The sequence below is a fragment of the Prauserella muralis genome (assembly GCF_003202285.1).
Lineage (GTDB): Bacteria > Actinomycetota > Actinomycetes > Mycobacteriales > Pseudonocardiaceae > Prauserella_B > Prauserella_B muralis.
Genome location: NZ_MASW01000005.1, coordinates 542,796 through 563,095, shown reverse-complemented (window position 1 = coordinate 563,095; position 20,300 = coordinate 542,796). Strand labels below are relative to the sequence as shown.

Genomic DNA, 20,300 nt, shown 5'->3' with positions numbered 1-20,300 from the left:
TGTCCTCCGGTGGTGTCAGGGCGCGGTGCCCGCGTCGGTCAGTGACAGGCCGAGCTGTGCGCGTTCGGTGAGCCAGCGGGTCGGGCGGTAGCGGGGGTCGCCGGTGGTGGCGTGCAGGTTGCGTTGCAGCGTCAGCAGTTCCCGGGCGCCGATCCGGTCGCCCCAGGCCAGCGGCCCCACCGGGTAGCCGAGCCCGGCCGTGACGGCGGCGTCGATGTCGGCGGGCTCGGCGATGCCGCGTTCGGCGATGGCGGTGGCGACGGCGACGATGGAGGCGATCAGCCGCTGCGCGGGGGAACCCGCGGTGTCGCGCACGGCGGTGACCTGGTGGCCGCCCAGTGCCAGCACTGCCCTGGCGTCGCGGGCGACGGTCGGGTCGGTCGCCGGGGTGACGGCCAGCACGCGCCGGGGCGTGGCGAGCGACAGGGGGTCGACCCCGACGGTGCGGGCGGCGGGGTGGCCGTGCTCGGCGACCGAGGCGGCCACCGTCGTGCCCCAGGTGGGCACGAGCACGATGGCCGCCTCGGTGGGTGTCTCGCCGCTCTCCAGCTCGGCGCCGGTGTCGGCCAGGGCGTCGCGGACCGTCTCCGGTGTCCAGACCGGGCGGGAGGCATCGCCGGCGACGGGCGGCTCGGCGGGCGGTTCGGCGCCGTCGTGGTAGTCGAACCAGCCACGTCCGGTCTTGCGGCCGTGCAGGCCCGCGGCCACGCGGTTGGGGGTGAGAAACGAGGGGCGGAGCCGTTCGGCGTAGCGGAAGCCGTGCCAGATCGAGTCGATCACGGCGGCGGTGACGTCGAGCCCGGTGAGGTCCATCAGCTCGAACGGGCCCATGCGCAGGTCGAGCACGTCGCGGGCGATGCGGTCCAGGTCGGCGGGCTCGGCGACGCGTTCCTCCAGCAGGGCGAGCGCCTCGGTGACCAGGCCGCGCCCGGCGTGGTTGACGAGGAAGCCCGGAGTGTCGGCCACCACGACGGCGCGGTGGCCGGTGTCGGCGACGAACGTGCTCAGCGCGGTGACGACCTCCGGGCGGGTCTTGGCGCCCGGGATCACCTCGACGAGCCTCATCAGCGGCACCGGGTTGAAGAAGTGCAGGCCGCACAGCCGCGACGGGTCGGCCAACTCGGCGGCGAGCTGGGTGATCGGCAGTGACGAGGTGTTGGTGGCGAACATCGTCGTGGTCGGCAGGACGCGCTCCAGGTCGCCGAACAGCTCCGCCTTGGTGCCGAGGTCCTCGCGCACCGCCTCGATCACCAGCTCCAGGTCGTCGCCGCGCGCGGCGGGGCCGTCGACGGGCACGAGCCTGCCGGTGATGGCCTCGGCGTCGGCGGCCGTCGTACGGCCCTTGCGCACCGAGCGGTCGAGCAGTCCCCGGATGAACGTGATCGCCTCGTCCACCGATGCGGGGCGCGCGTCGGCCAGTTCGACGGTGTGCCCGGCCGTGGCCGCCCACTGCGCGATGCCACGGCCCATCACCCCGGTGCCGACGATCCTGATCCGCATCCTGTGTGTCCTCCTCGCGTTGGTGCCCCGCCCCGGCGCCATCCTCGCGCAGCACAGGGGGCAGCAGGCAGCCTGCCCCAGCCGATTGAGTGGCGTCCAATACCGAATTAGGCTCGCATTGAGATGAGCGGCGGAACAATAGGGGAGTGCGGGTGGAGCTGCGGTACCTGAGGGCATTTCTCGCGGTCGCCGAGGAGCTGCACTTCGGGCGCGCGGCGCGGCGGCTGCGGATGGCTCAACCTCCGCTGAGCCAGCAGATCCGGCAGCTGGAGAAGGAGCTGGGTGTCCAGCTGTTCGAGCGCAACACGCGGTCGGTGCGCCTGACCAGCGCGGGCGAGGCGTTTCTCGGCCCTGCCCGCCGCGTGCTCGACGACCTGGACCTCGCCGCCCGCGCGGCCAAGGCGGCGGGGCGCGGCGAGTACGGCAGGGTGACGGTGGGCTTCGCGGGCGCCTCCAGCCACGAGAGCCTGCCGTTGCTGACCAGGGCCGTCCGCGCGGCACACCCGGGGGTGGAGCTGGTGCTGCGGGGCCAGACCTACGCCAACGTGGCGCTCGCGCACGTCGCCGACGGATCGCTTGATCTGGGTTTCGTGCGGCTGCCGGTGACGCAGCCGAACGTCGCCGCCCGCGTGATCGACGAGGAGGCGATGGTCTGCGCGCTGCCCTCCGACCACCCGCTCGCGCGGCGCGCCGAGATCACGATCGGGGACCTGGCGCAGGAGCCGTTCGTGAGCTTTCCCGCCAACGCCGGGTCGACGGTGCGCGATGCCACCGTGCGGGCGTGTGCCGAGGCCGGGTTCACGCCCAGGGTGGTGCAGGAGGCGCCCGACTCGTACACGATCCTCGCGCTGGTGGCGGCGGGCGTCGGCGTGACGCTGACGCTCACGTCATGCCAGCACATCCAGCAGACCGGCCTCGTCTACCGGCCGCTCGCGGGGCCGGGCGTGCGGCTGCAGGCGGCGCTCGCGTGGCGCACGGACAATCCGTCGGCGGCGCTGCGGGCCGTGCTGACGATCGCCGAGCAGGCGCTGCCGAGCCCGGCGCGTAGCTGAGCCACGGCCGCCGTGGCTCAGCTGCCCCCCGCCGCGGCGGCGGCGGGCAGCGCCAGCGGACGCTCGGGCATGGGCCGGGGTGCCCGGGATGCCGCGGCGGCCAGCGCCGTGGCCGCCAGCGTGACCAGGCCGGCGACGAGCAGGGCTTGTGACGGGCCGAGTCGTTCACACAGCCAGCCCAGCAGCGGTGCACCCACGGCGCCCGCGCCCGCGGCGACCGTGCCCTGGATCGCGAGCATGCGGCCGCGCATGCCCTCGGCCGCGTCCAGTTGCAGGCGGGTGCTCTTGGCCGTGTCGATCAGCACCGCGCCCGCCGCGATGGGCAGGATCAGCGCGGCGAACCCGAGCAGTCCCGGCAGGTAGCCGCTGAGCGCCTGCAGCACGCTCGTGACGGCCGCGGCACCCAGCAGCACCGGCATGGTCAGCTCGCGGATCCGGGCGGTCACCAGGCCGCCGAGGACCGTGCCGACGGCGAACACCGACGACAGCACGCCGTAGCCCGCCGCGCCCGCGCCGAGCGGGCCCTCGGCCATCGCCGCCATGGTGACCTGGTAGTTGCGGCCCAGCGCCGAGAGCACGAACCCCAGCGCGAACAGGATCAGCAGCGGCCGCCTGCCGCGCAGGTAACCCAGTCCGGCGCGCACGCCCGCCTGCTCCGGTGCGCTGACCTCGAGGGGATGGAACTCGCGGGTGCGCATGACGTTGATGGTGCCGATCACGGCCAGGAAGCTGGCCGCGTTGATGAGGAACAGCACGGGCTGCCCCGCCGCCGTCACCAGCACCCCGGCCAGGCTCATGCCCAGCACCCTGCCGACCGAGTTGACGATGGAGTTCCAGGCCAGCGCGTTGCCGAGGTCCTCGCGAGGCACGACCTGGCTGGCGAACCGGCCGAGCGCGGGACCGCCGAACGTGCCGATGAGCCCGGAGGCGGCCGTCAGCGCGTACACGGCGCCCAGCGGCAGCCCCTGCCACACGACGTAGGCCAGCACCAGCGCCAGTGCCAGGTGGGTGCTCTCGGCCGCCAGCACGAGGCGCCGCGGCGGGAACCGGTCGGCGAGCGAGCCCGCCCATGGGCCGAGCAGCATGGCGGGCAGGGTGCTCAGCAGCACGGACACCCCGAGGGACGTGGCGGAGCCGGTCATCTCCAGCACGACCCAGTTGAGCCCGAGCACCTGCATCCAGGTGCCGGTGACGGAGATCAGGTCGGCGGTGGCCCAGAGCCGGTAGTTGTGGTTACGCAGCGCGCGCAGCATCAGCGGCAGTTCTCGCCGCACGGTCCAACCCCTTACGAGACGGGCCCGCAGCAACAGGACCCGGAGAAGACGATCACACGTTCAAGGTCATCAGCGACCGACGGCCAACGCTACCTGCGAATTCGCGCGCTAAACCTGGCAAAGGTGTGGCGATGCCAACAGGGTGTTCCCGGTAACGCCGACGCCGGACGCGCGGACACCAGCGCGGCGGGTGCCCCTGTTCACGCCGACGGGCTCGCAGGGCACGATGGGTCCCATGACCTGGACCGCTCCGCCCGTCGCACGCCCGAGCGGGCCGCTCAGTGGTGACGACGGCCCCATGATCAGGGGCTACCTGGACTGGCAGCGCGCGACTTTGCTCGACCGCTGCGCGGGCCTCACCGGCCGGCAACTGGCCGAGCGCGCCGTCCCGCCGTCCAACCTGTCGCTGCTGGGCCTGCTGCGGCACCTGGCGAAGGTGGAGCGGATCTGGTTGCGGCAACGGTTCGCGGGCGAACCCGTGGAGCCGTTGCACGATGCCGACCGCAAGCTGGACACCGACTTCGACGTGCTCGATCCGTTGCGGGCCGAGCAGGACTACGCAGCGCTCGTGAGCGAGATCAGGCTGGCCGACAAGGCAGTGGCGGGCGCGTCACTGGACGACACCGTGGAGGTGGGCGGCGAGACGTTCTCGCTGCGCATGATCTACCTGCACCTGTGCGGCGAGTACGCCCGGCACAACGGCCACGCAGATCTGCTGCGCGAACGGGTGGACGGCAGGACCGGCGCCTGACGGAAGTCCACAGTGGATGTCAGTGCAGGAGCTTCAGCCCGGCCACGCCGGCGATGATGAGCACCAGACAGACGATGCGGCCCGCGCTCACGGGGTCGTTCAGGGCCACCATGCCGTAGGCGGCGGTGCCGACCGCGCCGATGCCCACCCACACGGCGTAACCGGTGCCGACCGGGATCGTGCGCAGCGCATAGCCCAGGCCGAGCATGCTGAGCGCAAGGGCGACGACGAAGACGACGGTGGGAACCGGCTTGGTGAGTCCGCGCGACACGCTGAGCGCCGCCGCCCACACCGTCTCGAACAAACCGGACACGATCAACGCGACCCAGGCCACGGGAAACCCCTCCACAGCAATGCGTATCGAGCTGCTACATCACTGCGTCGTCTTGTCGTGACCGGGTACGACGCGCTCGTCCGGGACGATCGTCGCCTCGAGGCTAGCACGCGACGATCGTCCGGTGCGCGAACGCGGGCCGCTCAGCCGCGGGCCGCCGCCAGGCGGTCGTTGATCGTGGCCACCTCGGCCTGCTGGGCGTTGACGATGTTCTCGGCCAGCGTCCGGGTCCCGGGGTGGCTGCCCTGTGCGAGCAGCTTCTCGGCCATGTCGATGCCGTGACCGAGGTGAGTGGCCAAGGTCCGCAGCCACCGCTGCTCGAAGGCGTCGTCCGGGGCCGCCTGCAGTGCGGGGATGGCTCCGGGCGCCAGCATTCCCGGCATCGCGTGCCCGGCGTGGTCGGCAGCGGAGGGCACCGCCGCGCCCCACGCACGCAGCCACTGGGCCATCCGCTCGATCTCGGCGGTCTCCTTGCGCGTGATCTCCGCCGCCAGCTCCCGCACATAGTCCGACGTCCGGCGCTGCGGAACCAGCTCGGCGAGCTCGATCGACTGTTCGTGGTGCGGGATCATCGCCTGCGCGAACGCGACGTCGGCGGCGTTGCCTCCACCTCCCGTCCCGCCGCCGTCGAGGGGAGCCTGCTCGGACTCGGGACCGCAGCCGGCCAGCAGGCCGAGCAGCAGCACGATCAACACGGTCGGTGCCATACGTCGCATGTGTCCTCTGTTCCATGCTCGACAGTGCCCCGACGACAGGGGATACGCGGCGGCGCACGGAACGGTTCAGCCGAATGTCGCGGCGAAGCGGTCGGTGGCCTCCACACGCAGCGACTCCTCGGTGGAGCTGCTGTTGTGGCCGGTGCCGCGTGCGAACAGCAGCTCGGCGCCGGGCCAGGCCGCTGCCAACTGCCACGGCGTGCCGCTGAGGTTGGACAGATCCAGCTCGCCCTGCACGATCACGCCGGGGATGCCGCGCAGCCGATGCGCCTTGGCCAGCACGGCGGCTTCCTGCAGCCACGAGCCGTGACTGAAGTAGTGGGTGACGATCCGCGCGAATGCCAGCCGGAAGTCGGGGTCGTCGTAGCGCGGGTTCGGCGGCGCGGTCGGGATGACTGCGCACTCCCAGTCGCACCAGCTGCGCGCGGCACGGGCGCGCACGGCCGGATCGGCGTCGAACAGCAGCCGGTGATAGGCGGCGGCGAGGTCGCCGTCGCGCTCGGACTCCGGCACGCCCGCGCGAAACCGCGCCCAGGCCTCGGGGAACAGGCCGCCGAGGCCGCGGGTGAGCAGGTCGGTCTCGCTGCGCCTGCCGGTGGCCACTCCGGCCAGCACCAGCTCGGTGACCCGCTCGGGATACCGCTGCGCATAGACCAGCGCCAGCACCGAGCCCCACGACGCACCCGACAACAGCCACCGCTGGATGCCGAGATGGTCCCGGAGCCGCTCCAGGTCCGCGACGAGATGCCAGGTGGTGTTGGTGGAGAGGTCGACGTCCGGCTCGCTCGCATGCGGCACGCTGCGGCCACAGTTGCGCTGGTCGAACAGCACGATCCGGTAGACGCGGGGGTCGAAGAACCTGCGCGCCCCCGCCGTGCACCCGGAGCCGGGCCCGCCGTGCAGCACGACCGCCGGTTTGCCGTCCGGATTGCCGCAGGTCTCCCAGTAAAGCCGGTGCCCGTCGCCGACATCGAGCAGTCCGCGGTCATCGGGTTCGATCTCCGGATACAGCGCCCGCAGCACGGGCGCCACCGTAGCAGCGCGGCCCATCGCGCATCATGGGTTCGTGATCGAGGGATACCGGCCGCACAGCGCGCACTGGGGACCGTTCCACGCCGCCTACGCGGGCGACGGGCTGGACGTGCGGCCCGATCCCCGGGACCCGGCGCCCTCGCCGTTGCTGCGCAACATTCCCGCCGCGCTCGACGAACGGCTGCGGGTGCTCGCCCCCTACGCGCGCCGAGGCTGGCTCGACGGCGGCCCCGGGGCGGACGGCAGGCGCGGCCACGACGAGTACGTCCGGCTGAGCTGGCCCGAGGCCATCGAGCTCGCCGCGGCCGAGCTCGACCGCTGCCGCCGCACGTTCGGCAACACCGCGCTCTACGGCGGCTCCTACGGCTGGGGCAGCGCGGGCCGCTTCCACCACCCGCAGAGCCAGATCCACCGGTTCCTCAACGTGCTCGGCGGCTGCGTGCGCTCGGTCGGCAACTACAGCTTCGGCGCGTCGGCGCCGCTGCTGCGGCACGTCGTCGGCGGCCTGGAACCGCTCGACAACCCGACGTCGTGGCCCGTGCTCGCCGAGCACACCGAACACTTCGTGTGCGTCGGCGGCATGCCGGCGAAGAACGCGCAGGTCAATGCGGGCGGCGCCGCCCGGCACACGGTGCCGGGTCACCTGCGGGCCGCGCGGGCCCGCGGGGCCCGGTTCACGCTCATCAGCCCGCTGCGCGACGACCTGGCCGCGGAGCTGGACGCCGAATGGCTGCCGGTGGTGCCGGGCACCGACACGGCGCTGCTGCTGGCGCTGAGCCAGACGATCGTCGACCGGGGGCTGCACGACGAGAACTTCCTGCGCACGCACTGCACCGGCTTCGACCGGCTGCGGGACTACCTCTTCGGTGCCGACGACGGTGTCGTCAAGGACGCGGCGTGGGCGGCGGCGCTCACCGGCATCGACGCGGCCACCATCGTCCGGCTCGCCGGGCAGATGGCCGCACGGCGCACGATGGTGACGCTGAGCTGGTCCCTGCAGCGGTCCCGCCACGGCGAGCAGCCGGTGTGGGCGGGCATCGCCCTGGCGTGCGTGCTCGGCCAGATCGGCCTGCCCGGCGGGGGCTTCGGCCACGGCTACGGCTCGTCGGCGGGCGTCGGCGAGGGCAGCCTGCCGTATCCGTTGCCGACCCTGCCGCAGGGCCGTAACCCGGTGGAGGAGTACATCCCGGTGGCGCGGGTGGCGGACATGCTGCTGGAGCCGGGACAGGAGTACGACTTCGACGGGCAGCGGCGCCGCTATCCCGGCATCCGGCTGGTGTACTGGGCGGGCGGCAACCCGTTCCATCACCACCAGGACCTGACCCGGTTGCGCCGGGCGTTCGCCCGGCCCGACACGGTGATCGCGCACGAGCAGTTCTGGACGGCCATGGCCCGGCACGCCGACCTCGTGCTGCCTGCGACCACCACCCTCGAACGGGACGACCTCGGCTGCGCCCGGCAGGACAGCGCGCTCATCGCGATGCACCGGGTGGCGCCGCCGCTGGGCGAGGCCCGCTCCGATTTCGCGATCTTCCGGGCGCTGGCGGCCGAACTGGGCGTCGAGCAGGAGTTCACCGGCGGCCGCGGCGAGCGCGAGTGGATCGAGCACCTCTACGAGGACTGGCGCGCCCGCCTGCCCGGGGAACTCGACCCCGGCCTGGACTTCGCCGCGTTCTGGCAGGCCGGCCGGATCGAGCTGCCGGGAAAGCCCGCGCGGCACGTGCTGTACGAGGACTTCCGCGCCGACCCGCGGCGGCACCGCCTGTCCACCCCGAGTGGGCTGATCGAGCTGTACTCCGCGGAGATCGCCTCCTACGGCTACGCCGACTGTCCCGGCCATCCCGCCTGGCTCGCGCCGGAGGAACTGGCCGAGCCGCTCGGAGACGGAGAGTTCCCGCTGCTGCTGGTGGCCAACAACCCGGCGACCCGCCTGCACAGCCAGCTCGACCACGGCGCGACGAGCGCCGAGGCGAAGGTGCACGGACGGGAGCCGCTGCGCCTGCATCCCGACGACGCTGCCGCGCGCGGCCTGGCCGGCGGCGACCTGGTGCGCGTCACGAGCGCCACCGGTAGCGCACTGGCCGGGCTGGTCCTGAGCGACGCGGTGCGGCCGGGGGTGGCGCAGCTGTCGACGGGCGCCTGGTTCGACCCGAGCGCACCCGAGGTCGCCACGTGTGTGCACGGCAACCCGAACGTGCTGACCCGCGACGTCGGGACGTCCCGGCTGGCGCAGGGCTGCACGGGCCAGCTCACGCGGGTGCAGGTGGAGGCGTTCACCGGCACCCCGCCGCCCGTCCGGGCCCACGAGCCGCCACGCGGGGTGGACGCGTAGAGCTTCCGGGAATGCATCGGCCGGGCAGGCCCGTCACATGGTTCCTTTGGCCCCCAGTCCACGGGCCGGACCGCGTTCCGCGTTGCCGAGGCCCCTTTCGTGTCTCCGTTCGATGGCAGGCCCGCGACAGCGTCCGTGCTGCCTCAACCGATGAGTTCCGGCTCGCTGCGCGGTCCACCTTGGCGACGCGACGGGAAAGGAGCGGAACGCATGAGCCGTGGCAACGTGGTGTGGCACGTGTCGATGTCCCTGGACGGCTTCATCGCCGGCCCGAACCACGAGATGGACTGGACGAGCGGCATGTCGCTGGCACCGGGCACCGTGGAGGAGTCGGTGGCCGGCCTGGGCGCCATCCTCGCCGGCCGGCGAGGCTTCGATGCGGGTGCCGAGCACAGCGACCAGCCGTCGAAGCAGGCCTACGGCGGAGCCTTCGACGGCCCGGTGTTCGTGCTCACCCATCATCCGGAGGACGCGAAGCCCGACCCCGGCATCACGTTCCTCACCTGTGACATCGCCGAGGCCGTCCGGATCGGGCTCGACGCCGCGGGCGGCAAGAACCTGGAAGTCTTCGGCGCCGACATCGCCCGGCAGTGCGTGCAGCGGGGCCTCGTCGACGAGTTCTACGTCCACCTCGCGCCCGTCATGCTCGGCGATGGCATCCGCCTGTTCGACTGTCCCGGCATCGAGCCGGTGCGCTGGCACCGCGTGCACGACGGTGATCCCCTGCGCGTGGTCGACCTGCGCTACCGGCCCGCCACCCGCGATCAGGCCGGATAGAGTTCCTTCTCACCGCGGTGCAATTCCCTGCGCGCGGCGCAGACCTTCCATCACGCAGGTTCGGAGCGGACGCCCGAAACCCAGCAATGCAGAACTCGCGGGCCTGGACGCAGGACTCGCGGGCCTGGACGCAGGACTCGCGGGCCTGGACGCAGGACTCGCGGGCCTGGACGCAGGACTCGCGGGCGTCAGGGGGTGCGGCGCTGGTAGGCGAGCTTGGGCAGGTGGTAGGCGAGGTCCACCGCCGTCTCGGTGGCCTCGTCCTCGCTGAGCCGGTGCTCGGCAACCAGGCGGGCCAGGTAACCCGCGTCGATCCGGCGGGCCAGGTCGTGCCGTGCCGGGATCGAGGCGAAGGCGCGGGTGTCGTCGACGAAGCCCGACGTGTTGTAGAAGCCCGCCGTCTCGGTCGCCAGCTCCCGGAACCGCCGCATGCCGTCGGGGCTGTCCAGGAACCACCACGGCGCACCCAGCCGCACCGAAGGATACGCCCCGGCCAGCGGCGCCAGCTCCCTGCTGTACACGGTCTCGTCCACAGTGAACAGGATCAGCCGGAAGTTCGGGTGATGCCCGTAGGCTTCCAGCACCGGGCGCAGCCCGCGGGTGAACTCGGCGGGCACCGGAATGTCGAAGCCCCGGTCGGAGCCGAACGCCCGGTGCGTCGGCTCGTGGTGGTCGCGCAGCACCCCGGGATGCAGCTGCATCACCAGGCCGTCCTCGACCGACATCCCGGCCATGACGAACAGCATGTGCCCGGCGAAGGCCCGCGCCTCGGCCTCGGTGACCTCACCCGCCAGCGCCCGCTCGTACACGCGCGCCGCCTCGGAGTCCTCCAGCGGTGTCGTGTCCGTGGACAGATGCCCGTGGTCGGTGGCCAGCGCACCCGCATCGGCGAACGTCTCGCGCTGCCTGCGCAGTGCCTCGAGAAAGCCCGCATAACCGCTCGTGTCGGCACCGGTGAGGCTGCCGAGCTGCTCGACCTGCTTGCGCCAGGCATCGTGTCCCACGTGCACCACGGCGTCCGGCCGGAACGTCGGGATTACCCGGTCACCGAGCCCGTCGTCGCGCAGCATCGCGTGGTAGCGCAGATCCGATGTCGCCGAGTCGGTGGTGGAGATCAGCTCGATGCCGAACCGCTCCAGCAGCGCCCGCGGCCGGAACTCCGGTGTGGACAGTGCGGCCGAGAGCCGGTCGAAGATCACGTCGGCCGTCTGCGCGCTGGGCTGCACGTCGATGCCGAACACCTCGGCCAGCTCGTGCTCCAGCCAGTAGCGCGACGGCGTTGCCCGGAAGAGGTGCCAGTTCTCGCACAGCCTGCGCCAGATGCGCCGGGGATCGGTCTCGACCGGCCCGCCGTCGCGGCGCGGCACCCCCAGCTCCTCCAGTCGCATGCCCTGCGACACGAGCATCCGGGTGACGTAGTGGTCGGGCACCACGAACAGCTGCGCCGGGTCGCCGAACGGCTCGTCCTCGGCCAGCACCTGCGCCTCGACATGACCGTGCATGCAGACCAGCGGCAGCGAGCGCGTCCGCGCGTAGATCCTCCTGGCGATCGCCCGGACGCCGGGCTCTGCGGGCAACGCCCGGTCGGGATGCGGGGCGAGCGGTGTGGCCATCAGCTGGTTTCCTCCCCGGTGAGGTTGGGTGTGCAAAGGGTTGCACGTGGGTTTCCCTTGCCGCAAGGGATGTTCGACCGACCCTTGACACATCGATGAAAACGATTGCATGCTGCTGCGAGCACGTGCGCCGTGCACGTCCTCGACGGAAGCGGGAACACCGACATGGCAGTCACGATCCGCGACGTGGCCAAGGCCGCGGGAGTCTCGGCATCGACGGTGTCCCGCGCGTTCTCCAACTCCGAGCTGGTCGATCCCCGCACGCGCGAACTGGTGCTGCGGGCGGCCGAGCAGCTGGGCTACCTGCCCAACCGGGCGGCCCGCGGGCTCATCACCGGGCGCACGGGCAACCTCGGGCTGATCGTGCCCGACCTCGCGAACCCGTTCTTCCCGGAGGTCGTCAAGGGCATCCAGGCGAGGGCGCGCGAGGCCGACTACTCGGTGTTCCTCTCCGACACCGACGAGGACCCCTCGGCCGAGCTGGGCCTGGTCAAGGCCCTGGCCAAACAGGTGGACGGCATCATCCTGTGCTCGCCGCGCATGAGCGCCGACGACATGCGGGAGGCAGCCGACTGCTCGACGCTCGTCGTCGTCAACCGCAGGGGATCGAACATCCCCGCCATCACCATCGACAACGTCGACGGCATGCGTCAGGCGGTGGCCCACCTCGCCGCACTGGGGCATCGCCGCATCGGCTACGTCGCGGGCCCCCGCAGCAGCTGGTCCAACCGTGAGCGCCAGCGCGGGGTGCGGACGGCGGTCGCCGCCGAGGACGCCGAGCTGGTGGAGATCGGCAACGTGCCCCCGCAGTTCGAAGGGGGCGTCGCGGCGGCCGACTTGGTCATCGCCGCCGACGTGACCGCGGTGATCGCCTACAACGACCTCATCGCGCTCGGGCTGCTGACCCGGCTCGCCGCGCGGGGCGTGGACGTGCCGGGCGAGCTGAGCGTGGTCGGCATCGACGACATCCCCATGTCGGCCATGTTCAGCCCGGCGCTGACCACGGTGTCGATCCCCAAGGCGCAATGCGGGCGCGCGGCCGTGGAGCTGCTGCTGCAGCAACTGGCCACGCCCGGTGTCCGCGCGTCGTCCCGCCGCGAGGTGCCCGCACAGCTGCTCGTCAGGGACACCACGGCCGTCGCCCTGCCCACCGGGCGCGGCGCGCACTGAACGACGACACGAAGTCCTGGCCGCCGGTCAACGGATGCCCGGCTGAGAGAAGGGATTCGATCGATGCGCAAGAAACTCCTGACCGGCGTGCTCGCCGCCGCGCTGCTGGCCGTCTCGTGCGGGGCGCCCGAGCGGCAGGGCGCGCAGGAGGCCTCCGGGCCGGTTCCGGACAAGCCGGAGAGCCCGGTGACGCTCAACATCCTCGATGTGGCGGGCAACCTGCAGCTCACCCAGGGCATGATCGACGAGTTCGTGGAGCAGCATCCCGACATCATCGAGCGCGTCACCTACAGCAAGGCACCCGCGCCCGACCTCATCGGCAAGATCAAGTCGCAGCAGGGCGCGGGCCGCGTGGACATCGGGCTGGTGCTCACCGGCAACGACGGCCTGTCCGCAGGCATCGAGCAGGGTCTGTGGCAGAAGATCCTGCCCGAGCACGCCGACCGCCTGCCCGGTATGCGGGACTACCTGGAGCCGGCCGCCGCGATGCAGGAACTCGCCGGTGACTACGGCGTCACGGTCACCTACTACCCGTCGGGACCGCTCATCGAGTATCTGCCCGACCGCGTGCCCAACCCGCCGCGCACCGCGCAGGAACTGCTCGACTACGCCAAGGCGCACCCCGGCAAGGTCGAGTACGCCCGGCCCGCCAACTCCGGCCCCGGCCGCACGTTCCTCATGGGCCTGCCCTACATCCTCGGCGACTCCGACCCGAAGGATCCCGCCAACGGCTGGGACAAGACGTGGAAGTACCTGGCCGAGCTCAACCGCTACATCGACCGCTACCCGTCGGGCACCACGCAGACGATGACCGACCTCGCCAACGGCACGGCCGACATCGTCCTCACCACCACCGGCTGGGACATCAACCCGAGGGCACTGGGCACCGTCCCGGCCGAGGCGAAGGTCGGCACGCTCGACGGATTCCACTGGGTCACCGACGCCCACTACGCGGTGATCCCGAAGGGCGCCACCACCGACCAGCAGGCCGCCGTGCTGCAGCTGATCCGCTTCATGCTCACCAAGGAGCAGCAGGCCAAGGCCTACGACGAGGGCTACTTCTACCCGGGCCCCGCCGTACGGGGCGTGGACATCTCCATGGCGCCGCAGGAGAGCCAGAACGTCATCAAGCAGTACGGCCGCTCCGAGTACGACCGGTTGATCGCCGAGCACCCGAAGGAGACACCGCTGGACACCAAGTCGATGGTCGCGGCATTCGACCGCTGGGACCGGGAGATCGGCGGAGCGAAGGTGGAGAAATGACCTCGTTTTCGACCCTGCACCTGCGCGGGGTGGGGCGCAGGTTCGGCAAGCACGACGCGCTGGCCGATCTCGACCTGGAGATCGGCAAGGGCGAGTTCATCGCCCTGCTCGGGCCGTCGGGCTGCGGCAAGTCGACGGCGCTGAACTGCCTGGCCGGCCTGCTGCCGCTGACCGCGGGCAGCATCTGGCAGGACGACACCCGCATCGACGTCCTGCCGCCGGAGAAGCGCGGGTTCGGCATGGTCTTCCAGAACTACGCCCTGTTCCCGCACCTGTCGGTGCGCCGCAACGTCGCCTTCGGACTCCGGATGCGGCGGGTGTCCAAGCCGGAGCTGAACCGGCGCACCGACGAGGCGATCCGGCTCGTGCGGCTGGAGGAGCACGCGCACAAGCTGCCCGGACAGCTCTCGGGCGGCCAGCAGCAGCGCGTGGCCATCGCCAGGGCCATCGTGCTGGAGCCGTCACTGGTGCTGATGGACGAGCCACTGTCCAACCTGGACGCCAAGCTGCGGCTGGAGATGCGCACCGAGATCCGCAGGCTGCACCAGAGCCTCGGCCTCACCACCGTCTACGTCACCCACGACCAGGAGGAGGCGCTGTCACTGGCCGACCGGCTCGTGGTGCTGCGCGACGGCCGGGTGCAGCAGATCGGCACCCCGGAACAGCTGCACACCCGCCCCGCCAACTGGCACGTCGCCGACTTCATGGGCTACCGCAACCTGCTGCCGTGCACGGCGGGTGCGCGCTCGGGCGAGGCCGTGGCCGTGGAGGGCGACGGGCTGCGCCTGCTCGCCTCGCCGGTCGGCGACCTGCCCGAGGGCGCGGCGGCGGTGGCCGCCGTCCGGCCCGAGGACGTGACGGTCACCGAGGGCAGCCCGGCCGGCCCGAACCGGATCGAGGCGACCGTCGAGGTGGTCGAGTACCAGGGCCGCGAGCTGGCGGTCGAGGCCCGCACGGCGGGTGGGACGCGGCTGCACATCCGCACCGGGCGGCGCCTCGCACCCGGCGACGAGGTCGTGCTCGACATCGCCGTGGAGCGGCTGCTCGCGTTCGCCCAGCAGTACACGGCGCGGGCCGGGGAGCCCGCGGACACGGCCGGGCGGCCGGTGCTGGCGGGACAGGAGACGGCCTGATGGCGGCGCCGGTCGTGTCCCCGCCCGAGGCGGGTCAGGACGGGCCGCAGCGGCGCACCGATCCCGGCCTGCGGCACCGCCTCGCCGAACGCGGCATCGACAGCCACCTGCTGCTGCTGGTGCCCGCGATCGTGTTCATCATCGGGCTGTTCGTCTACCCGTTCCTCTACGGACTGGGGCTGTCGTTCCAGCCGCAGCAGGGTGGCAGCCCGTTCGCCGACTACCAGCGGTTCTTCAGCGACCCCTACCAGCGCGACACGATCTGGAAGACGCTCGGACTGGCCATCCCGGCGGCACTGCTCAACGTGCTGGCCTCGGTGCCGATCGCCTACCGGATGCGGGGCCGGTTCCGCGGCAAGCGGCTGCTGATGATCGTCCTGGTCGTGCCGATCACCCTGGGCACGGTGCTCACCGCCGAGGGGCTGCTGAACTTCCTCGGGCCGGCGGGATGGTTCAACCGCACCCTGATCTCGCTGGGCCTGGCCGACGAGCCGGTCCAGCTCATCAACAACTACTGGGGCGTGTTCTTCTCGCTCATCATCACCGGGTTCCCGTTCGCGTTCCTGCTGATCTCGTCGTACCTGTCGGGGATCGACCCCTCGCTGGAACGCGCGGCGGCCACGCTCGGCGCCGGGTGGTGGGACCGCTTCCGGCACATCACGTTCCCGCTGCTGATGCCGGGGCTGGCCACCACGTTCTGCCTGACGTTCGTGCTGGCGTTCAGCGTGTTCCCCTCGGCGATCCTGGTCGGCAACCCGGCGGGGGAGACGCGCGTGATCTCCATCGCCGCGTACCAGGCGGCCTACGAGCAGTACGACTACCCGATGGCCTCGACCATCGCGATGATCATGGGCGCGGTGGAGCTGCTCGTGATCGCGCTGGTGCTGCTGTGGCGGTCGCGGTTCTACACCGGCGCGACAGGAGGTAAGGGATGAGCACGCTCGGACTCGCCGGCCGTTCCCGGCCACGGCGCAGGCTCGTCGCCAGCCCGGGAGCGTGGGTCACCTGGGGCGCGGTGGCGTTCTTCCTCGTCGGGCTGCTCGGTGTGATCGGCTCGGTGCTGGTCAACTCGTTCGGCACCCGCTGGTTCGGCGGCTGGTTCCCGGAGGGCTTCACCACCAACTGGTACGCCGACGCCTGGCAGCAGTTCGGCCTCGCCGACCTGATCCTCGTCACCGTCGAGGTGTCGGTGGCGGTGGTGGCGCTGTCGCTGGTGATCGGCGTTCCGGCCGCCTACGTGCTGGCGCGCAGGGACTTTCCCGGCAAGCGCCTGGTGTATCTGGCGTTCCTGCTGCCGATCCTGATGCCGCCGATCACCTACGGCATTCCGCTGGCGACCGTGCTCTACAAGTTCGGCTTCGCGGGCAACCTCTCCGGCGTGATCCTCGCCAACCTGGTGCCGTCGGTGCCGTTCGTGATCCTGACCATGACGCCGTTCATCGAGCAGATCGACCCCGCCATCGAACGGGCGGCCCGGATGTGCGGCGCGGGGATGCGCGCGGTGTTCCTGCGCATCCTCACCCCGCTGCTGGTGCCCGGCATCCTCGCCGCCGCGATCCTGGTGCTGGTGCGCACCGTCGGCATGTTCGAGCTGACGTTCCTCACCGCGGGTCCCGACTCGCAGACGCTCATCGTGGCGTTGTTCTACTCGATGTCGGCGGCGGGTATCCGGGCACAGCAGTCGGTGGACGCGATGGCCGTGCTGTACATGGCGATGATGCTGGTGCTGCTGGTGATCGCGATGCGGTTCGTCAACCCGACCCAGCTGGTGGCGCGTGTGAAGGAGGAACCAGAACCGTGAAGATCACCGAGGCGAAGGTCATCGTCACCTGCCCCGGCCGCAACTTCGTCACGCTCAAGCTCACCACGGACGAGGGGATCACCGGGGTCGGCGACGCGACCCTCAACGGCAGGGAGCTCGCCGTGGAGAGCTACCTGCGCGAGCACGTGGTGCCGCTGCTGATCGGGCGCGACGCGCACCGCATCGAGGACACCTGGCAGTATCTGTTCCAGGGCGCCTACTGGCGGCGCGGACCGGTGACGATGAGCGCGATCGCCGCGGTGGACACGGCGCTGTGGGACATCAAGGGCAAGGCCGCGGGGCTGCCGGTGTACCAGCTGCTCGGCGGGCGCAGCCGCGACGGCGTGACCGTCTACGGCCACGCCAACGGCGAGACTGTCGACGAGGTGCTCACCGAAACCGCCCGCTTCGTCGACCTCGGCTACCGGGCGGTGCGGCTGCAGTGCGGTGTCCCCGGGCTCGCCTCCACCTACGGCGTCAGCGCGGACAAGATGTTCTACGAACCGGCCAAGGGCTCCGCGCCGGAGGAGAACGTCTGGTCCACCGAGAAGTACCTGAACTTCGTGCCGCGCCTGTTCGCCAGGGCACGCGAGGAGTTCGGGCCGGAGCTGGCGATGCTGCACGACGTGCACCACCGGCTCACCCCGGTCGAGGCGGCGCGGCTGGGCCGGAGCCTGGAGCCCTACCACCTGTTCTGGATGGAGGACCCGGTGCCCGCGGACCTGCAAGAGGGCTTCCGGCTGATCCGCGAGCACACCACCACGCCGATCGCCGTCGGAGAGGTCATCAACTCCATCTGGGACTGCGCGGATCTCATCCGCGGCCAGCTGATCGACTTCATCCGGTGCACCGTGGTGCACGCGGGCGGGATCACGCACCTGCGGCGGATCTTCGACCTGGCCGCGCTGCACCACGTGCGCAGCGGCTCGCACGGCGCCACGGACCTCTCGCCCGTGTGCCTGTCCGCGGCGCTGCACCTCGACGTGAGCATCCCCAACTTCGGGATCCAGGAGTACATGCGGCACACCGAGGCCACCGACGAGGTGTTCCCCCACGGCTACCACTTCGCCGAGGGCTACCTGCAGCCGAGCGAGGAGCCGGGCCTCGGCGTCGACATCGACGAGGCGGCCGCGGCCCGGTATCCCTACCAGCCTGCGTACCTGCCGGTGAACCGGCTGGAGGACGGGACGATGCACCCATGGTGAGCTCAGCGAGCCCGGTGAGCCCGGTGAGCTTCGACGTGCTGGTGCTCGGCGAGCCGCTGGTGGAGCTGTCGGCGGCCGAGCCGCTGCGCAACGACACGCTGGTGCGGCTGCGCTTCTCCGGCGACGCGCTGAACGCGGCCGCCGCCGCGGCGGCCGCGGGTGCGCGCACCGCGTTGCTGGCCAGGGTCCCGGACGACGAGCTCGGCGACGGCCTGGTGGCCCGCATCGCCGAACTGGGCATCGACACCGGCGCGCTGGTGCGGGTGCCGGGCCAGCACGGCGTGTACCTCACGCACATCGATCCGGAGGGCAAGCGCCAGTTCGCCTACGCCCGCTCCGGCAGCGCGGGCTCGCAGCTGTGTCCCGGGGACGTCACGGAGGAGCTGGTCGCGGGCAGCGCGGTGGTGCTGGCCAGCGGCATCGCCGCCGCCGTGTCGCCCACCGCGCACGCCGCCGTGCTGCGTGCCGCCGCACTGGCCCGGCGGTTCGTCTACGACCCGAACTTCCGGCCCCGGCTCACCGACGCCGCCTCGGCGGCGCGGACGCTGCGCGAGCTCGCTCCGCGGGCCGAGCTGGTGACGCCGTCGTGGCCGGAGGAGGCCAGGCGGCTGCTGGGGCTGGCCGAGCGCGCGTCGCCGCGGGACGCCGTGGCGGCGGTGCGCGCGCTCGGCGCGCCCGCCGTCGCGCTGACCCGGGGCGCGCAGGGCGTGCTCATCGACACCGGCGCCGGTGTGGCGGAGTTGCCCGCCGTGCCCGCGCGGGAGGTCGTGGACCAGACCGGGGCGGGCGACGTGTTCACCGGCACGGTCGCGGCTCGCCTCGCGCTCGGCGACGGGCTGCTCGACGCCGCCCGGCTGGGCACCGCGGCAGCCGCGCTGTCGGTGCGCGGCCAGGGCGGCACCGGTTACGTGCCCACGCTGGCCGAGACCCGGTCGATGCTGGCGCGGGAGGTGGCCTCGTGAGGCGGCTGTCGGAGGCCACCTACGCCGCGGGACCGCGCCCGGAGCGGGTCGGCATCCTGCACCTGGGGCTGGGGGCGTTCCACCGCGCGCACCAGGCCGTGTTCACCGAGGACGCGGGCGCGGCCGAGTGGGGCATCTGCGGCGTGACGCAGCGCTCGGCCACCGTCGCCGACCAGCTGCGGCCGCAGGACTGCCTGTACAGCGTGCTGGAGCGCGGCCGGGACGCGGTGGACTGCCGCGTGGTCGGCGTGGTGCGCGACGTGCTGTTCGCCGAGGCGGAGCCGGAGCGGCTGCGGCAGCGGTTCAGCGACCCGGCCGTGCGGATCGTGTCGCTGACGGTGACCGAGAAGGGCTACACGAAGGACGCGGCCGTCGTCGACAGGCTGGTGCGTGGCCTGGACGCGCGCAGGCGCGGATCCGGCGCGCCGGTCACGGTGCTGTGCTGCGACAACCTCACCGCCAACGGGCGGACCCTGCGGCGGCTCGTGCAGCAGCACTGCGCCGCGCTGCCCCCGGCCGACGGCGAGGCGCTGGCCGAGTGGATCGCGAGCAATGTCCGGTTTCCGAGCACGATGGTCGACCGCATCGTTCCCGCGACGACAGCCGAGGACCGGGCCGAGGTGGCGGCCCGGCTGGGGCTGGCCGACGAGGCCGCGGTGGTCGCCGAGCCGTTCCGGCAGTGGGTCATCGAGGACGACTTCGCCGCGGGTCGCCCGGAGTGGGAGCGGGCCGGTGCGCAGTTCACCGGGGATGTCGGCCGGTTCGAGACGATGAAGCTGCGGCTGCTCAACGGCACGCACTCCCTGTTGGCCTACCTCGGCGCGCTGCGCGGCCACGACACGATCGCGCAGGCCGTGGCCGACCCGGACATCGCCGAGGCCGCGCGTGGCCTGCTGGAGCGCGACGCGCTGCCGACCCTCGCCGTCCCCGAGGGCGTCGACGCGCCCGGCTACGTGGCCGACGTGCTCGAGCGCTTCGCCAACCCGGCGCTGCGGCACCGGACCACCCAGGTGGCCATGGACGGCTCGCAGAAGCTGCCGCTGCGGCTGCTCGGCACGATCCGCGACCGCCTGGCGGCGGGCCGGACACCGGTCTACGCCGCGCGCGCCGTGGCCGCATGGATGGTCTACGTGGCGGTGGGCAGGGACCGCGACGGCAGGCCGCTGCCGCTCGAGGACCCGCTGGCCGACCGGCTGCGGGCCGCGGCGGGCTCGGCGGGAGAGCGCGCGGCGGGCAAGGCGATCGTCGACGGGCTGCTCGCGGTCCGCGAGGTGTTCGGCGGCGACTTCGCCGAGCTGGCCGACCACGCTGAGCTGCGCGCGGTGCTGGAGGAGCAGGTGCGGGAGTTGCTGCCCGGCCGCCCGTGAGGCGTGCCGAGGGTGGTG

At 72.2% G+C, this 20,300-nt stretch carries 18 protein-coding genes and 1 riboswitch; of the genes, 12 read left to right on the top strand and 6 right to left on the bottom strand.

The features are described from left to right. Positions 1 to 15: 15 nt before the first annotated feature. Positions 16 to 1,500 carry a 3-hydroxyacyl-CoA dehydrogenase gene (locus BAY60_RS23420; protein ID WP_112283180.1) on the bottom strand — a complete coding sequence of 495 codons (1,485 nt, stop codon included), beginning with the start codon at positions 1,498 to 1,500 and terminating at the stop codon, positions 16 to 18. A 152-nt stretch (positions 1,501 to 1,652) separates the two neighbouring features. Here BAY60_RS23420 and BAY60_RS23415 point away from each other — a divergent pair, with 152 nt between their 5' ends. Further along, the gene (locus tag BAY60_RS23415) at positions 1,653 to 2,552 is read left to right on the top strand and encodes a LysR family transcriptional regulator (protein ID WP_112283567.1); all 900 of its coding nucleotides are present in this window, start codon (positions 1,653 to 1,655) and stop codon (positions 2,550 to 2,552) included. A 17-nt stretch (positions 2,553 to 2,569) separates the two neighbouring features. On the opposite strand, the gene BAY60_RS23410 is transcribed toward BAY60_RS23415, so the two are convergent. Next, on the bottom strand, positions 2,570 to 3,826 hold the full coding sequence (locus tag BAY60_RS23410; protein WP_245992768.1) for an MFS transporter: 1,257 nt from the start codon (positions 3,824 to 3,826) through the stop codon (positions 2,570 to 2,572). 235 nt (positions 3,827 to 4,061) lie between these two features. Between BAY60_RS23410 and BAY60_RS23405 the strand changes: the two genes are divergently transcribed. Further along, the gene (locus tag BAY60_RS23405) at positions 4,062 to 4,577 is read left to right on the top strand and encodes a mycothiol transferase (RefSeq protein WP_112283178.1); all 516 of its coding nucleotides are present in this window, start codon (positions 4,062 to 4,064) and stop codon (positions 4,575 to 4,577) included. 19 nt (positions 4,578 to 4,596) lie between these two features. Here the strand turns inward: BAY60_RS23405 and BAY60_RS23400 are convergent, their stop codons facing one another. The 3 genes from BAY60_RS23400 to pip all read right to left on the bottom strand — a co-directional run bounded on the left by BAY60_RS23400 (position 4,597) and on the right by pip (position 6,677). Continuing rightward, positions 4,597 to 4,911: a DMT family transporter gene (locus tag BAY60_RS23400; RefSeq protein WP_112283177.1), complete on the bottom strand. Its 315-nt coding sequence runs from the start codon at positions 4,909 to 4,911 to the stop codon at positions 4,597 to 4,599. A 41-nt stretch (positions 4,912 to 4,952) separates the two neighbouring features. Next, positions 4,953 to 5,013: riboswitch (guanidine-III (ykkC-III) riboswitch) on the bottom strand. 41 nt (positions 5,014 to 5,054) lie between these two features. Beyond that, on the bottom strand, positions 5,055 to 5,618 hold the full coding sequence (locus BAY60_RS23395) for a DUF305 domain-containing protein (RefSeq protein WP_112283176.1): 564 nt from the start codon (positions 5,616 to 5,618) through the stop codon (positions 5,055 to 5,057). A gap of 75 nt (positions 5,619 to 5,693) precedes the next feature. Continuing rightward, positions 5,694 to 6,677 (bottom strand): prolyl aminopeptidase, encoded by a 984-nt coding sequence (gene pip / locus BAY60_RS23390; protein WP_112283175.1) that lies wholly within the window; start codon positions 6,675 to 6,677, stop codon positions 5,694 to 5,696. A gap of 16 nt (positions 6,678 to 6,693) precedes the next feature. Here pip and BAY60_RS23385 point away from each other — a divergent pair, with 16 nt between their 5' ends. Further along, positions 6,694 to 8,991 carry a molybdopterin-dependent oxidoreductase gene (locus tag BAY60_RS23385; RefSeq protein ID WP_112283174.1) on the top strand — a complete coding sequence of 766 codons (2,298 nt, stop codon included), beginning with the start codon at positions 6,694 to 6,696 and terminating at the stop codon, positions 8,989 to 8,991. A 210-nt stretch (positions 8,992 to 9,201) separates the two neighbouring features. Continuing rightward, entirely contained in the window at positions 9,202 to 9,768 is a 567-nt protein-coding gene (locus BAY60_RS23380) for a dihydrofolate reductase family protein (RefSeq protein WP_245992767.1), read from the top strand. A 188-nt stretch (positions 9,769 to 9,956) separates the two neighbouring features. On the opposite strand, the gene uxaC is transcribed toward BAY60_RS23380, so the two are convergent. Beyond that, complete coding sequence (uxaC, locus tag BAY60_RS23375; RefSeq protein WP_112283172.1) at positions 9,957 to 11,381, bottom strand: glucuronate isomerase; 1,425 nt, start codon at positions 11,379 to 11,381, stop codon at positions 9,957 to 9,959. Positions 11,382 to 11,546: 165 nt separating this feature from the next. On the opposite strand from uxaC, the gene BAY60_RS23370 reads away from it, so the two are divergent. The 8 genes from BAY60_RS23370 (at position 11,547) to BAY60_RS23335 (ending at position 20,282) form a co-directional block, all read left to right on the top strand. Next, entirely contained in the window at positions 11,547 to 12,551 is a 1,005-nt protein-coding gene (locus BAY60_RS23370; protein WP_112283566.1) for a LacI family DNA-binding transcriptional regulator, read from the top strand. A gap of 63 nt (positions 12,552 to 12,614) precedes the next feature. After that, complete coding sequence (locus BAY60_RS23365; RefSeq protein ID WP_112283171.1) at positions 12,615 to 13,814, top strand: extracellular solute-binding protein; 1,200 nt, start codon at positions 12,615 to 12,617, stop codon at positions 13,812 to 13,814. Continuing rightward, positions 13,811 to 14,947: an ABC transporter ATP-binding protein gene (locus tag BAY60_RS23360; RefSeq protein WP_112283170.1), complete on the top strand. Its 1,137-nt coding sequence runs from the start codon at positions 13,811 to 13,813 to the stop codon at positions 14,945 to 14,947. Before BAY60_RS23365 ends, BAY60_RS23360 begins: the two co-directional genes overlap by 4 nt. Beyond that, complete coding sequence (locus BAY60_RS23355; RefSeq protein ID WP_245992799.1) at positions 14,944 to 15,882, top strand: ABC transporter permease; 939 nt, start codon at positions 14,944 to 14,946, stop codon at positions 15,880 to 15,882. The genes BAY60_RS23360 and BAY60_RS23355 overlap by 4 nt, the downstream gene beginning before the upstream one ends. Beyond that, positions 15,879 to 16,748, top strand: a complete 870-nt coding sequence (locus BAY60_RS23350; protein WP_112283168.1) for an ABC transporter permease — start codon at positions 15,879 to 15,881, stop codon at positions 16,746 to 16,748. The genes BAY60_RS23355 and BAY60_RS23350 overlap by 4 nt, the downstream gene beginning before the upstream one ends. Continuing rightward, positions 16,745 to 17,953: a D-mannonate dehydratase ManD gene (gene manD, locus BAY60_RS23345; protein ID WP_112283167.1), complete on the top strand. Its 1,209-nt coding sequence runs from the start codon at positions 16,745 to 16,747 to the stop codon at positions 17,951 to 17,953. Before BAY60_RS23350 ends, manD begins: the two co-directional genes overlap by 4 nt. Next, positions 17,947 to 18,915, top strand: a complete 969-nt coding sequence (locus BAY60_RS23340; protein WP_170160518.1) for a PfkB family carbohydrate kinase — start codon at positions 17,947 to 17,949, stop codon at positions 18,913 to 18,915. The genes manD and BAY60_RS23340 overlap by 7 nt, the downstream gene beginning before the upstream one ends. Beyond that, positions 18,912 to 20,282 (top strand): mannitol dehydrogenase family protein, encoded by a 1,371-nt coding sequence (locus tag BAY60_RS23335; RefSeq protein ID WP_211330432.1) that lies wholly within the window; start codon positions 18,912 to 18,914, stop codon positions 20,280 to 20,282. Before BAY60_RS23340 ends, BAY60_RS23335 begins: the two co-directional genes overlap by 4 nt. Positions 20,283 to 20,300: the final 18 nt, after the last annotated feature.

Bases quoted from the DNA above. Each gene is read 5' to 3' on its own strand.
- pip (WP_112283175.1), bottom strand. From the start codon at position 6,677: ATGGGCCGCGCTGCTACGGTGGCGCCCGTGCTGCGGGCGCTGTATCCG.
- BAY60_RS23340 (WP_170160518.1), top strand. From the start codon at position 17,947: ATGGTGAGCTCAGCGAGCCCGGTGAGCCCGGTGAGCTTCGACGTGCTG.
- uxaC (WP_112283172.1), bottom strand. From the start codon at position 11,381: ATGGCCACACCGCTCGCCCCGCATCCCGACCGGGCGTTGCCCGCAGAG.
- BAY60_RS23380 (WP_245992767.1), top strand. From the start codon at position 9,202: ATGAGCCGTGGCAACGTGGTGTGGCACGTGTCGATGTCCCTGGACGGC.
- BAY60_RS23405 (WP_112283178.1), top strand. From the start codon at position 4,062: ATGACCTGGACCGCTCCGCCCGTCGCACGCCCGAGCGGGCCGCTCAGT.
- BAY60_RS23370 (WP_112283566.1), top strand. From the start codon at position 11,547: ATGGCAGTCACGATCCGCGACGTGGCCAAGGCCGCGGGAGTCTCGGCA.
- BAY60_RS23350 (WP_112283168.1), top strand. From the start codon at position 15,879: ATGAGCACGCTCGGACTCGCCGGCCGTTCCCGGCCACGGCGCAGGCTC.
- BAY60_RS23395 (WP_112283176.1), bottom strand. From the start codon at position 5,618: ATGGCACCGACCGTGTTGATCGTGCTGCTGCTCGGCCTGCTGGCCGGC.
- BAY60_RS23365 (WP_112283171.1), top strand. From the start codon at position 12,615: ATGCGCAAGAAACTCCTGACCGGCGTGCTCGCCGCCGCGCTGCTGGCC.
- BAY60_RS23420 (WP_112283180.1), bottom strand. From the start codon at position 1,500: ATGCGGATCAGGATCGTCGGCACCGGGGTGATGGGCCGTGGCATCGCG.
- BAY60_RS23360 (WP_112283170.1), top strand. From the start codon at position 13,811: ATGACCTCGTTTTCGACCCTGCACCTGCGCGGGGTGGGGCGCAGGTTC.